The following is a 13,168-nucleotide window of genomic DNA, read 5'->3' as shown; positions in this document are numbered from 1 at the left end:
CCGTCAGGACTCGGCGCAAGCGAAGCGGAAGCGGTTGCGCCCTTCGTTTTTCGCCCGGTACATGGCCTGATCGGCCGCCGCGATGATTTCGGTCGCCGTCGCCCCGTCGCGCGGATAGGAACTGATACCGACACTGCCGCCGATGGTCAGCGTCTCCGCGCCGACAGTGACCGGCTGCGCCAGCGCGATCAGCAGTTCGTCGGCGACATTGGCGACGACCGTGGTGTCGTCGGTGGCGTCGAGCAGGATGATGAACTCGTCGCCGCCGAGCCGGGCGACGGTATCGATTTCCCGGACCACGCCGCGCATCCGTTCGGCCGCCGCCTGCAACACGACATCGCCGGCGGCATGGCCGAGGCGGTCGTTGATTTCCTTGAACTGGTCGAGGTCGATGAAGAGCAGCGAAAGCGTCCCGCCGCTGCGCCGCGCACGGGCCAGGGTGTGTTCGAGACGATCGAGGAAAAGGCGCCGGTTGGGCAGCCCGGTCAGGCTGTCGTGGCTGGCCAGGTGGTCGAGTTCGAGCTGCTTTTCATGGAGTTCGGCCATTTGCCCATCAACCTGTTTCTGCAGGGCGTCGACGCTGCGCGCGAGGACACCGATCTCATCCTGGCGGCCGACCGGCAGCGGCGTGCGTGTCTGGCCGGAGGAAAAACATTCGACCGAGCGCAGCATCTGGTTCAGCGGCCGGATCACCGCCCGCGCCAGGAAGATGGCCAGCAGCACAAAAAGAACACTGAAGGCGACGACGATACGCCCGGTCGCCCAGCCCACCGCGTCACTGTCGGCCAGGACATCGGACAGGGGCTGGACCAGCCCGATGATGAAGGCGCGCTCGATGTGTTCGACCGGCAACTGGTAGCGGACGAAGGCGGCCACCGTCGCCGCCGGCCCATCGGCGCCGGTTACGGTCACCAGTTCCCCCGAACCTCCGTGCAGCAGCGCAGCCGTGGCCGGGAACTGATCATGGATCAGCACGCGCTGGCCGCGGTCGAAGGCGAAGGCCTGCGCTGGGTCGGGATGGACGAGGAAATCGCCATGGCGGCCGGCGAGCATGAAGGTGATCTCGGACGGCAGGTCGGCCGACAACTGGCTGAAGATCCGGTCAAGATCGATATTGATCACGACCAGGCCGAGTACCCGGCCGGTGCCGTGAATTGGCATCGCCAGATGCAGCGACGGCCGGCCCAGGCCGGCGTGCGCGCCCTCTTCGTGATTGATCGCCGGCGACGAGATATAGACCTTGTCGGGGGGCAGGCGCAGCGTCTCGAAAACGTAGGGGTAGTGGCTCTTTTCCTGTAGATCGTCGCCCGCCACCTGGAGCAACAGCTTGCCGTCGCGGTCGATGCGGACCCGCTCCATGCCATGGTCGTCGGCGGCAATCAGGCGGATCTGAAAATATTCGGAGCGTGTCTCCAGCAGGCTGGCGAACAGGGCATCGACCCCACTTTCGGCGCTCGCCCGCGCGGCCGGGCTGGTCGCCGAAAGCGCCTGCTGCGGCAAGGGGTGGCGGGCCAGCAACTGGACGTCGCGCACTGAACTCTCCAGAGTCACGACCAACTGGCGGACCAGCACCTGGGTGGCCGTGAGCAGGCGCTGCTCGGCGGCCTTGACGAGCAATTCGCGGCTGGTCGAATAGGCGTAGTAGCCGGTCAGTCCGGAAGCCAGCACGCCAAACAGCGAGAGCAGCAGCGTGAAGCGCCCGCCCAGGCCGAACTTGACGGCTGGCCGGCTCATGGTGCCGCCTTCTTGCCGGCCATCGTTACCTTGGCCACTGCGGGTTGGCGGTCGGCGACATTCGCCGGCGGTCGCATCCCCGCTGCGCGGGGCCCCTGCTTCCTGCTCATGGCGCCAGCACCCGCCCGGCCCGGTCGCCGGAGATGATGCGCGTCCAGAGTTTTTCGCGGCGGCCGACATCCTCGACGGGCTCCAGCCAGTGCAGCCTGTCCTGTGCCCGCTCGCCGGGTGACTCACTGATCGTGTTGCCCAGCCCCTGGCGGCTGACCAGCAGACCGCTGACCTGCGGCTCCAGCATGTAGTCGAGCCAGGCATCGACCAGTTTCCGATCCTTCGCCCCGCGCGCCACGACCCAGCAATCGAGCCAGGCCAGCGTCCCTTCCCGGGGAATGACATAGCCGACATCGGCCCCTGCGGCACGCAGCAACTGCAATTGCTGCCGGCCATAATTGGCGAACAGCAGCGCGATGCCGTGGCTGCGGAACAAAGTCACCGATTCGTCGGGCTGGGTGTAGAAGGCCAGCACGTTGCGGCGCAAGTCGATCAGGCGCCGCACGGCCGCCTCCCACTGTCCCGGTGTGAGGCGAAACGGCGTCTCCGCCCCCAGGCTGATCTGGGCCAGCGAAAAATTGTGGGTGCCTCCGTTATAGGCCAGCACCTTGCCCTGCAGGCGGGAATCCCACAGGGCAGTGATCGAGTCGGGTGGCCGCGCGAACTGGGCGCGATCGTAGATCAACCCCATTTCGGCGTAGGTGTACGGAATGCCATAGAGCCGGCCACCGTGCACCAAGCCGGGAATCGCTGCCACGTCGCGAAAGCGCGGCAACTGGCGACGCATGTTCGGAATGGCGGCCGGATCGATCGGCTGCGCGATGCCGGCCCCGATATAACGTTGCAGTTCGGCGGTATTGACGGCGAAAACATCGAAATCCTCGCCGCCGCTCGCCGTCATTCGCTGCCAGAGCGCCGCATCGGAGTCGATCTGTGTCACCTCGACCCGCACTCCGTTACGCCGCTCGAATTCCCTGACGACATCGGCATCGGCATAGCCATGCCAGGACAGCACGCGCAACAGGCGCGGCGACGCAGCCAGGGCGGGCAAGGCCAGCACCAGTCCGACAAGCAGGAAAACAAGTGGCTTGCGCAGTTCGAACATGCGCTGAGTATTACCCAAGCCACTCCAATTCACCAACCGGAACAAGACTTTAGCCGCGGCACTCCAGTCAAGCCCAACAAACGCCGGTTGAAAGCGACGGGAAAACCTGCCCCCCGATTTCGCGCTCAGGGGCCGGGCAGCAGTTGCAAACCCAGCCAGGCGACGACGATCACCGAGCTGACCGGAATCGCGACGGAAAACATCAGGAAGAACGGGATGCAGATCCAGTGCCCGGCAAACACCAGCGAACTCAGGGCGGCTGCGGCAAAAACGAAGAGGGTCAAGACGACCCAGCGCTTCAGGTAGATCAGCAGCCAGTGCGAGTGCGCCTGGTTATAGCGCCAGGCGGCACTGCGCTCCAGCCGATCACCGCTGTCCACGTCACGAAACAACCAGCTGAAAAAAAAATAGCGGTAGAGGAGCGAAGTGTTGTTTTCTCGGTTCATGGCGTAGCTCCAGGAGTCCTTCTAGAGAGACAACGATCGATCGCGGTTGTTCAGCTTGCCGATCAAATTGAAGCGACACGCCCTTTCCGCGGTGCAGCCCGGCCCGCCGGCCGCGGCAAAAAATGCCCTTGCGATATTCCCCGGGGCATGCAGAATAAGGTGGGCATTGCGCCCGCCCGATGCCCCCTGTGAAACCGACCTACCGGGAATTCCGATGACCGACGAACGCTTTGAACAATTGGTGCAGCGCCTCGAACCCCTTGCCCTGCAAAGTCCCGGACGCTACAAGCAGCGGGTGCTGATGCTGGCGCTGCTCGGCAATGCCTATCTGACGACCATATTGCTGCTCATCGGCGCCGTGCTCGGCGGCCTGATCGCCTCGATCATGGTGCTCAAGGCGCTGGCCATCAAGCTGATCATCGTCGTCGGCTTTTTCCTGTGGATGATCCTCAGGGCGCTCTGGGTCAAGATCGAGCCGCCGGTCGGCACCGAGATTTCCGCCAGCGAGGCGCCCGAGTTGTTCGCCATGATCAGGGACCTGCAGCACGCGCTCGATGCGCCACGCTTCCACCACGTGCTGATCACCGAGGAATTCAACGCCGGCGTCGTGCAGTCGCCCCGCCTCGGCATTTTCGGCTGGCCGCGCAACTATCTGCTGCTCGGCCTGCCCCTGATGCACGCCTTGTCGACGGAGCAGTTCAAGGCCGTGCTGGCCCATGAATTCGGCCATCTGGCGCGCGGCCATGGCCGAGTCTCCAACTGGATCTACCGCCAGCGCCTGCGCTGGAGCCGGCTGCTCGGCATCCTCGAGGCCAGCGAGAGCAATGGCAGCTTCCTGTTCAAGCCCTTCCTCAACTGGTTCGTGCCCTATTTCAACGCCTATTCCTTCCCCCTGGCCCGGGCCAACGAGTACGCCGCCGACAGCACCGCCGCCCGCCTCGTCTCGGCGCCCAGCGCCGCCCAGGCGCTGACCGCGGTCAATGTCGTCGGCAGCTACCTCAGCGAACGCTACTGGCAGGATATCCACCGCCAGGCCGACGACCAGCCGCAACCGGCCTTTGCCCCGTACTCCGGCCTGGCCGGCGGCCTGGCCGACCAACTCGACGAAGCCGCCGTCCACGGCTGGCTGGAACAGGCGCTGGCCCGGCCGACCAGCCTGGCCGATACGCACCCCTCGTTGAGCGACCGCCTGAACGCCCTCGCCGCCCAAGCCGAACTCGCCCTGCCCCCGCCCGGCGCGGCGGCCGACCGCCTGCTCGGCCGCCGGCGGGAAAGCATTGCCGCCAGTTTCGACCGGCGCTGGCAGGAAAGTATCGCCGCCGCCTGGGAAGCCCGCTATCGCGAGGTCCAGGACGAACGCCAGAAACTCGCCGTTCTCGAGCAGCGCCGACAGGACGGAGAGGTACTCAGCGAGCAGGAACGTTACGAGCACGCCCTGCTCACCGAATCCGCCGGCAAGGCGCCGGACGCGGCGTTGGCCGAGCTCGAAACGCTCTACGCCGAGTATCCGGACAACCTGCTGGTCTGCGTGGCGCTCGGCGCGCGCCGCCTAAATCGCGACGATGCCAGCGGCTGCGCCCTGCTCGAGCGGGCGATGCAACTCGACGAACAGGCGATCGCCAAATGCTGCGAATTGCTGCGCGACTATCACTGGCGTCAGGGTCGGCGCGAAGAGGCCGACGACTGGCATCGCCGCCTCAGCGAAAGACAGACGCTACTCGATGCCGCCGCCCGCGAGCGCGACCGGGTGCTGGTCAATGAAAAATTCGACCGCCACGGCCTGGACGCCGAGCAACTGAGCGCCCTGCGCGGCCAATTGCAGGCCATCACCGGGCTGGCCAAGGTCTATTTCGTCAAAAAGCGGGTCAAGCACCTCGCCCATCTGCCCTGCTACGTGCTGGGTTACCGGGTCACGGGCTTCTTCCGCTTCCAGCGCAAACGCTACGAGGCGGACGCACTGCAGCAGATCCGGAACCGGGTGCAGTTCCCCGGCGAAACCCTGATCCTCAGCGTCGATGGCGAAAACTACCGCTTCGGCCGCAAGTTCGCCTGGATGCGCGGATCGCGGATTCTGTAAGTCGCGGGCCGTGGCCCATGAAAAATGGCGCGGGCCTCGCGGCGCCGCGCCATTTTCATCGAGCCCGGCGGCTTAGCGGATTTCCAGCAGGCTCTCGTCCCAAGCCGCATGCTTTTCCAGCCCGAGCAGGTTGGCCACGGTGGCGGCGATGTTGGAAAGCCCGGCCTTCTCGGTCTGCTTGAGGCCCAGCTTGCCGCCACTGACGTTGTCGTGGAGGATCAGCGGCACCGGGTTCAGGGTGTGCGCGGTCTTGGCCTTGAACGAGCCGTCCTTGTTTTCGGCCGGCTGCTTGGTCTTCTTGTCGAGTTCGTACATTTCGTCGGCATTGCCGTGGTCGGCAGTGATCAGCGCGACGCCGCCCAGGGCGTCGATCACCGGCAGCAGGCGGGCCAGTTGCAGGTCGACGGCTTCGACGGCCATCGTCGCGGCGCGGAAGTTGCCGGTATGGCCGACCATGTCGCCGTTGGCGTAATTGCAGCGCAGCGTCCGGTACTGGCCGGATTGCAGGGCGGCGATCATGGCGTCGGTGATTTCGGCGGCCTTCATCCACGGCCGCTGCTCGAAGGGCACGACGTCGCTCGGCACTTCCTGCCAGGTCTCGCCTTCGAATTTGCCGGAGCGGTTGCCGTTCCAGAAGTAGGTGACGTGGCCGAACTTCTGGGTTTCGGAGCAGGCGAACTGGGCAATGCCCGATTTGGCGAACCATTCGCCGGTGGTGTCCTTGATCGCCGGCGGGGCGACCAGGAAGCGGGCCGGCAGCTTGAGGTCGCCGTCGTATTGCAGCATGCCGGCGTAGGTCACCTGCGGCACGCGAACGCGATCGAATTTGTCGAACGCGGCTTCCTCGAAAGCGCGGGTAATCTCGATGGCGCGATCGCCGCGGAAATTGAAGAAGACCACCGCGTCGCCATCCTCGATCGTGCCGATGGCCTTGCCGTGCTCGCCGATGACGAAGGCCGGCAGGTCCTGGTCGATGGTGCCCGGGTTCTGCTCGCGTAGGCCATTGACCGCTGCCGTGGCGTTGGCGAACTGCTGGCCTTCGCCCAGCACATGGGTCTTCCAGCCCTTGTCGACCATGCTCCAGTTGGCGTCGTAGCGGTCCATGGTGATGTGCTGGCGGCCGCCGCCGGAGGCGATGCGGGCATCGAAGCCATCGGCGCTGAGCTCGACGAGGAAGGCTTCGAAGGGGATCACGTAGTCGAGAGCACTGGTTTCCGGCACGTCGCGGCCGTCGAGCAGAGCGTGGATACGTACCGTCTTGATGCCCTCGGCCTTGGCCTGGACGACCATGGCCTTAAGGTGATCGATATGGCTATGGACATTGCCGTCGGAGAACAAGCCCATGAAATGCACGACGCCCGCTTTTCCGTTCGCTCCGGCCTTCGCCGCCGCGACGATCTGCTGCCAGGCCTCGCCTTGCCAGATGGCGCCGCTGGCGATCGCATTCGAGACCAGCGCCGCGCCCTGGCTATAGACCTGACCGGCGCCGATAGCGTTGTGGCCGACCTCGGAATTACCCATGTCGTCGTCGGACGGCATGCCGACCGCGGTGCCGTGGGCGCGCAGGCGGATGTTCGGATAATTGGCGAAGAGCCGGTCGAGGGTCGGCTTGCGGGCGGCGGCAATGGCACTGCCGACTTCGGACTTGGGCAGGCCGTAGCCGTCCATCACGATGATGACGACGGGGCCCTGGATGCCGGCGAAAGTGGAGAGCTTTTTTAGCATGTGGTCGATTCCAGCGAATTGAACAGGCAAGCGCGCCATCGCGGACGGCACGGAAACCCGACATTTTACCCGCGAATCAGCCCTCGCCGGCCGCAGCTTCGCAGCGCTCCGGGGAACAGGCGCCCCCGGATTGGCTCAACCGCGCTCAGGCCGGATCCTGCTCGCGGACGTAGGGTTCGCGCAGATCGACCGGCTTCAGCCCCTTCTTGCGCATCCGGATGTTGAGCATTTCGACGCCGACCGAGAAAGCCATCGCGAAGTAGATGTAGCCCTTCGGCACATGGTGGCCGAAGCCGTCGGCAATCAGCACGACGCCGACCACGACCAGGAAGGACAGGGCCAGCATCTTGATCGTCGGGTGATCCGAGACGAAGCGACCGATATGGCTGGCGAACAGCATCATCAGGCCGACCGAGGCGACGACGGCGGCGATCATCACGCCGACCTCGCTGACCATGCCGACCGCGGTGATGATCGAGTCCAGCGAAAAGACCAGGTCGATGACGATGATCTGCGCGATGACCCCGGCGAAGCTCGAGGCCACCTTGTGCGACTCGGAGCCTTCCTCGCCCTCGAGCAGTTGATGGACCTCGCCGGTACTCTTCCAGATCAGGAACAGGCCGCCGGCGATCAGGATCAGGTCGCGTCCGGAGACACCGAAGCCGAACAGCGTAAATACCGGCGCGGTCAGGCCGACGATCCACGACAGCACCAGCAACAGGGCGATACGCATGAACATCGCCAGGAACAGGCCGATCCGTCGCGCCAACTCCTGTTTTTCCTTGGGCAGCTTGTCGACCAGGATCGAGATGAAAATAATGTTGTCGATGCCGAGCACCAGTTCGAGCGCGGTCAGCGTGAAAAAGGCGATCCAGATTTCGGGGGCGAGCAGGAATTCGAGCATGGGAATGGGCAGTTGGCGTTAGATCGGGCATTGTAGTGAGCCGCAGCGCCGCAAACCAGCCCCCGGTGCATCAACCACCCTTCGAAAAAACCGAAGACCTGCTTAGCAAACAGAAGAGTTTCCCGCGGCCAGCCCGGCCGCCAAGGCTCAGCCCAGCATCAGCACCAGGCGCCGCAGGCCGAGGACGATCAGCACCAGCGCCGCGCCAACGGCCAGCCAGCGACCGAGCCAGGCGCGGCCGGCACGGATTTCCCGGCCCAGGCGCCCAGCCAACGGCACGAGCACGATGATCGGCGTCAGCGCTGCGCCGAGTCCGAAGGCCAGGCCGTAGGCGGCGCCCTGCGCGGCGCTGCCGGTATTGGCGGCGAGGGCAAGCAGGGAGGCGAGCGGGTTGCAGGGGGTCAGCGACAGCGCCGCGCCGAAGAACAGCGGCGGGAGGCTGTCGCCCCGGCGGTGAAAACGGAGCGGCGCCAGCGCCGGCGTGGCCGGCGTTGGCGCACAGGTCTTGCCGGCCGGCTTGAGCAGCAACCAGAGGCCGGCCAGGATGCTGGCCGCGCCGATCAGCGCATTGCCCCAGGTGCTGCCCATGGCCTTGGCCAGGCCAAGTCCGGCGGCGCCGGCGACGGTGGCCAGCACGGTATAGGTGAACACCCGGCCGCCGAGAAAGACGCCGGTATGCAGGAAAGCCTCGCGCTGGCCGCTGGCCCGGCCGAGCGTCCAGGTGCCGATGAAGGGCAGGCAGGTCACCGTGCACGCGGTCAGGCCCATCGACACCCCAAGCAGCCAGACCGTGGCCAGGCTGATGTTTCCGGTGGCGATCTGCTCAAGCATCGCGTTTCGCAGGCGCCGCGACCGCCCGCACGAAGCGCAGCGGCTTGACGCTGCCGTCCGGCAGTTCGCCGGCGATCCGTGCCTTGTAGTAGGCGCGGCGCGACGAAAACAGCGCGAACGGCCCCCATTTGAGCTGGATATTGCCGTCCTGCGGACAGTATTCGGCACAGCGCCCGCACAGCGTACAGTCCTCGTTGTAGGCCTTGCGCCCTTCCTGCTGCGAGATTTCCGGGATGTCCATCGGGCAGGCTTCGCTGCAGATCGTGCATTTGCCGCAGGCGGACTGCTGCGTCTTGAGCAGGCGCAACGGCGACAGCCGCTGGGCCAGGCTGTTGAAGGCGAGCAGTGGGCAGATCCGGCAAAAGGGCTGGCGGATGGCCAGGGCGCCAAGCACGATGAAGCCGAAAAGGAAATTGGCGCTCGCCCCGAGGGCGAATTTCACCTTGTCATCGAGTGCCACGGCAAACTGCTCGGTGTTGCCGGTGAGCAACGTCGTCGCCAGGCGCGCCGGGCAGACGTCGCAATACGGATTGCCGAGCGCATGCGGTGTCACGCCGAGACCGGTGAGCAGAGGCAAGAGGAAGACCAGGCCGAGCAGCAGCAGCCACTTGACTGGACGCACCCGCTGCACCCGGCCGAGATCGCCGGCGGCGAAACGGCGCGGCGCGATGCCGAAACGCCGGCCGATCCGGCCCAGCACCTCCTGCAGAGTGCCGAGCGGACAGATCCAGCCGCAGAACGCCTTGCCGAGGACGAAAAAGAAGGCGAAAAAGACCGCGAAACTGAGCAGCAGCGGCAGCACCATGGTCAGCGTCAGCTGCTGGGCGCGCACCATGGCCTCGCCGATTCGGTGATGCAGGATGTGCTGGGTCGGGATCAGCACGCAGTAGCCGCCATTCATCTGGTCGTAGGCACAAGACAGGGCCGGCAAGGCATTGGACAGCTTGTCCGCCATGTAGCTACCGACGAACAGGCTGCCGTACACGGTGACGATCAGCATCAGCAACTGCACGCTCAGCCGGAAGCGGCCCAGGGTCGGAAAAAGGGTTTTAAGCATCGCGAGACTCCTTGCCCGGCTGGCCCGGACGGCGGCGCAGCAGCGGCGTCGCGGCGACCATGCCGGCCAGGCAGAAGGCCGCCCCCCAGGCCAGGCTGCGCCCGCGCTCGGGATCGGGGCCGTAGGTCAGGTTGAAGGCGGTCAGGAAGCGCTGTCCGCCCTGGTCGGTTTCGGTGCTGAGCACGAATTTGGCGCTCGGCCGGCCATGCCCGCCGCGTCCGCCCTCCGCGTCGGCAGGCGGCGGCCGGAAATCGCGCGGGAAGAGCACGGTGGCGACGCCGGCCGAGTCGGTGAAGAAAGTGGTCCGCGTGCCGAACTCGGTTTCCAGCGTCAGCGGCTGCTTGGCCAGCGGTTGACCGTGCAGACGGACCACGAAGCGCCACTTTTCGCTCTCCCGGTAACTGCCGTGTTCGCGCGGCAGCGGATCGGGGACGATTTCCAGCTCGTGTTTCGGTTCGCCGAGCAGGGCGCGCGGCGACGGGCCGGGATTGCCGAAATACCAGACGCTCGAGGCGACCTTGACGAGCTCCGGACTGGCCTCGCGCGCCACCAGCCAGTGATAGTTGCCAACGCTCGGCGCCGCGCTGGCGATCTTGGCGCCCTCGGCGGTCAGCGGAAAATTGCGCTGTCGGGCATCGGGCGGACCGCCCGGAGCATGGACGCTCAGCGCCTCGGCCGCGATGCCGACCGCCTTGACCTGCGCCGCAGCGCGCTCGCCCCGGCCGCCGGCAGGCAGCAGCAGAGGCATCCGGGTCCAGGGGTGCGCCGTGGCGGCCGCCGGCGTCGTGCCGCCGTGCTCGTGTTGCGCCGCGACCGGGCCGGCCAGCAGGCTGGCCAACAGGAGCAATGAATAGCGTTGCATGACGCCGCTCACCGGAAGTCGTAGCGATAGGTCACCATCACCGTGCGTGGCGCAGCGGCCGTGTAAGTCACGCGGTTCGTCGTGTCCTTCTTCACTTCGGCGGCGTAGTGCTGATCGAACAGGTTGTCGGCGTTCAGGGTCAGCGAGTGCTTGCCGATCTGGTAGCCGAGCGCGGCATTGGTTACCCATTCCCAGCCCTTGTATTGCTCGCTGTTGGCATTGTCCAGCCAGTATTCGCCCCAACTATTGGCCCCGACCCGGGCGCGCCAGCCCTGATGTTTCCAGCCGACGAAGACGCCATACTGATGCCGCGGAATGAAGGGCAGCGCCTTGCCACTGCGATCCTGATTGACGGTCAGGGCGCCGACCCGCACCGGCTCGCTGAACTCGCGATAGCTGTAGTCGGCGTAGCTGTAATGACCACCGATTTCCCATTGCCGCGCCAGAGCCGTCCGGCCGGCGATCTCGAAGCCACGCTTGTCGGTCTGGCCGGCGTTCACGTAATGGGTTACCCCGCCGTTACTTTGCTGGACGATCTCCTTCTCGACCGGGTTGTAATAGATGCTGGTATCGACCTGCCAGTTTTCTCCGCGCCCCTTGAGGCCGAGCTCGTAGTTGGTCGACAGCGGTGCCTCAAGGCCGGGATTGACCGCCAGTTCGCCTGACGACGGCATCTGGCCGGCCTGGGCGACCATCGCGAAGAGGTTCAGGCTGGCGTTCAGTTTGTAGCTGGCGGCCAGCTTGGGGGCGAACAGCCTGAAGGTCTTGTCGGTCAGCGTACGCCCGTCGCCGGCGACGTACTTGCCGGTGGCGTAGTCGTACTTGCGCAACTGCAAATTGTCGTCCTCGAAACTGACGACGTCGTAACGGGCGCCGAGGTCGATGATCCAGCGCGCACCCGGCCGCCACGACTCCTGCAGGTAGAGGCCGGTGAGCAGCGTCGTCGCCTCGTCGATTTCGGCCAGCGCACCCTTGGCGTCGGACAGCGTGGCGGTGATCCGCCCGGCCTGCGGGCCGCCGGCGATCTTCGTGACGTCGCGGTACTCGTACTTGCGCGAATCGGGGATGCGCTCCTGGCGCACGGTCAGACCGCCGACCAGCGTGCCCTGGCGGTGCTTGTAGTTGGCTTCGAGATCGGCCCCAATATTCCACACCCAGTTTTCCGACTCGTTGATGATGCCGGTCACCGGATGGTAGTGATACCAGGTGTTGTAATAGAGCCGGGGCTTGAAAGTGAAGTCGCCACGCTGCATTTCGAGGCGGGAATTGAAGAACCAGACCTTGGAGTAGCGCCCGGAATGTTTCCATGCCTCGGAAGTCCCCTCCTGCTTGCCGCTGTCGCGGAAGCGGTTGAACAGATAGCCATTGGCCGCTGTGTTGTCCATGGCGCCGGGCAGTTGCATGTTGGCCTCGGAATAGGAGGCTTCGCTTTCCAGGATGTCCGCATCGTTGAGCACTAGGCCGTGCTTCAGCGACAACTGGGTGGTATCGAACTTGTTCCAGGCGCGCCAGTCGTTATTCACTTCGCGATGCGTCACGGTCAGGGCCAGCGCCTGATCCTTGGCAATCTTGCCGCCATAGCGCAGGTGGTAGTTCTGCGTCCCCTGGTTGCCGAGGCCGACTTTCAGGCTGTTGGCGCTATCGTCGAACACCGACTTGGAGAATATCTGGATCGCCCCGCCGGTGCTGCCGGTGGCGAACAGGTTGCCTGGCCCCTTGGCGACTTCGATGCGCTCGATGTCCTGGGTATCGACGAAGTCGAGCCGGGTAAAGCTGTCCGGATCGCTGAGCGGCACGCCGTCGCGCAGCACCATGATTTCCCGTATGCCGTAGGCAGCCTTGAGGCCGGCGCCACGAATGATCAGACGGGCGTCGAAACCGCCGTTCTTGCTGTCGATCAGCACGCCCGGAATGTCCTGCAGGGCTTCCTTGACGTTGAACATCTTCTTGTCGGCCAGCGCTTCCTTGCCGACGACCGCAATGGCTTGCGGCACATCGGCCGAGAGCCGGGCCTCGCGCGTCGCGGTAACCGAAATTTCGTCCAGCCGCTTGATCGCCTCCTCGGCCAGGGCCGCCGAAGCGGCCAGTGCCCCGGCCGCCACCACCGGCACGCCGAGCCACTGGCGCCAGACCTGCCGTTGTTTCGCCGCGCCCTGTCGTAGCGCCCCCGATGATTCGTTTTGCATCAACCGCCCCTCTGGTTTTGGAATCTTTTAGGGGGCGAATCTTAGGTCGCCCGGCGGCGGCGAAATTGCGGCATAAGGCCGCACGCGACACTATGTCGCAAGGCGCCGGCCGGCCGCCAACCGGCGTTTTTCCATTTACCTGGCCGGCCTATGGGATAATTGCCGCCTTTCGGCTAAATACGCAGCAGGC

The 13,168-nt window shown here is 65.4% G+C and carries 10 protein-coding genes; 1 reads left to right on the top strand and 9 read right to left on the bottom strand.

The window, feature by feature from the left end:
• Window positions 1-3: 3 nt before the first annotated feature.
• The 3 genes from NQE15_RS01805 to NQE15_RS01795 all read right to left on the bottom strand — a co-directional run bounded on the left by NQE15_RS01805 (window position 4) and on the right by NQE15_RS01795 (window position 3,336).
• On the bottom strand, window positions 4-1,734 hold the full coding sequence (locus tag NQE15_RS01805; RefSeq protein ID WP_265945993.1) for a GGDEF domain-containing protein: 1,731 nt from the start codon (window positions 1,732-1,734) through the stop codon (window positions 4-6).
• Between the two features lie 106 nt (window positions 1,735-1,840).
• Window positions 1,841-2,908 carry an extracellular solute-binding protein gene (locus NQE15_RS01800; RefSeq protein ID WP_265945992.1) on the bottom strand — a complete coding sequence of 356 codons (1,068 nt, stop codon included), beginning with the start codon at window positions 2,906-2,908 and terminating at the stop codon, window positions 1,841-1,843.
• A 107-nt stretch (window positions 2,909-3,015) separates the two neighbouring features.
• Window positions 3,016-3,336, bottom strand: a complete 321-nt coding sequence (locus NQE15_RS01795) for a hypothetical protein (protein WP_265945990.1) — start codon at window positions 3,334-3,336, stop codon at window positions 3,016-3,018.
• Between the two features lie 214 nt (window positions 3,337-3,550).
• Here NQE15_RS01795 and NQE15_RS01790 point away from each other — a divergent pair, with 214 nt between their 5' ends.
• The gene (locus tag NQE15_RS01790) at window positions 3,551-5,413 is read left to right on the top strand and encodes a M48 family metallopeptidase (RefSeq protein WP_265945988.1); all 1,863 of its coding nucleotides are present in this window, start codon (window positions 3,551-3,553) and stop codon (window positions 5,411-5,413) included.
• A 72-nt stretch (window positions 5,414-5,485) separates the two neighbouring features.
• Here NQE15_RS01790 and gpmI read toward each other — a convergent pair whose 3' ends face one another.
• The 6 genes from gpmI to NQE15_RS01760 form a co-directional block, all read right to left on the bottom strand.
• On the bottom strand, window positions 5,486-7,138 hold the full coding sequence (gene gpmI, locus NQE15_RS01785) for a 2,3-bisphosphoglycerate-independent phosphoglycerate mutase (protein WP_265945986.1): 1,653 nt from the start codon (window positions 7,136-7,138) through the stop codon (window positions 5,486-5,488).
• Window positions 7,139-7,283: 145 nt separating this feature from the next.
• Window positions 7,284-8,042, bottom strand: a complete 759-nt coding sequence (locus tag NQE15_RS01780) for a TerC family protein (RefSeq protein ID WP_265945984.1) — start codon at window positions 8,040-8,042, stop codon at window positions 7,284-7,286.
• Window positions 8,043-8,189: 147 nt separating this feature from the next.
• A complete protein-coding gene (locus NQE15_RS01775) occupies window positions 8,190-8,873 on the bottom strand; it encodes a sulfite exporter TauE/SafE family protein (protein ID WP_265945982.1) in 684 nt (227 codons plus the stop codon).
• A complete protein-coding gene (locus NQE15_RS01770; protein WP_265945980.1) occupies window positions 8,866-9,930 on the bottom strand; it encodes a 4Fe-4S binding protein in 1,065 nt (354 codons plus the stop codon). Before NQE15_RS01770 ends, NQE15_RS01775 begins: the two co-directional genes overlap by 8 nt.
• Window positions 9,923-10,792, bottom strand: coding sequence for a hypothetical protein (locus NQE15_RS01765; protein ID WP_265945978.1), 870 nt, complete (start codon window positions 10,790-10,792; stop codon window positions 9,923-9,925). Before NQE15_RS01765 ends, NQE15_RS01770 begins: the two co-directional genes overlap by 8 nt.
• Window positions 10,793-10,800: 8 nt before the next feature.
• A complete protein-coding gene (locus NQE15_RS01760; RefSeq protein ID WP_265945976.1) occupies window positions 10,801-12,978 on the bottom strand; it encodes a TonB-dependent receptor in 2,178 nt (725 codons plus the stop codon).
• Between the last annotated feature and the right edge of the window lie 190 nt (window positions 12,979-13,168).

Source organism: Dechloromonas sp. A34 (assembly GCF_026261605.1).
Classification (GTDB): Bacteria; Pseudomonadota; Gammaproteobacteria; order Burkholderiales; family Rhodocyclaceae; genus Azonexus.
This window is presented reverse-complemented; position numbering and strand designations above follow the sequence as displayed.

Excerpts from the sequence above, each read along its gene's own strand:
- NQE15_RS01805 (WP_265945993.1), bottom strand. The coding sequence starts at position 1,734 with ATGAGCCGGCCAGCCGTCAAGTTCGGCCTGGGCGGGCGCTTCACGCTG.
- NQE15_RS01795 (WP_265945990.1), bottom strand. The coding sequence starts at position 3,336 with ATGAACCGAGAAAACAACACTTCGCTCCTCTACCGCTATTTTTTTTTC.
- NQE15_RS01790 (WP_265945988.1), top strand. The coding sequence starts at position 3,551 with ATGACCGACGAACGCTTTGAACAATTGGTGCAGCGCCTCGAACCCCTT.
- gpmI (WP_265945986.1), bottom strand. The coding sequence starts at position 7,138 with ATGCTAAAAAAGCTCTCCACTTTCGCCGGCATCCAGGGCCCCGTCGTC.
- NQE15_RS01780 (WP_265945984.1), bottom strand. The coding sequence starts at position 8,042 with ATGCTCGAATTCCTGCTCGCCCCCGAAATCTGGATCGCCTTTTTCACG.
- NQE15_RS01775 (WP_265945982.1), bottom strand. The coding sequence starts at position 8,873 with ATGCTTGAGCAGATCGCCACCGGAAACATCAGCCTGGCCACGGTCTGG.
- NQE15_RS01770 (WP_265945980.1), bottom strand. The coding sequence starts at position 9,930 with ATGCTTAAAACCCTTTTTCCGACCCTGGGCCGCTTCCGGCTGAGCGTG.
- NQE15_RS01765 (WP_265945978.1), bottom strand. The coding sequence starts at position 10,792 with ATGCAACGCTATTCATTGCTCCTGTTGGCCAGCCTGCTGGCCGGCCCG.
- NQE15_RS01760 (WP_265945976.1), bottom strand. The coding sequence starts at position 12,978 with ATGCAAAACGAATCATCGGGGGCGCTACGACAGGGCGCGGCGAAACAA.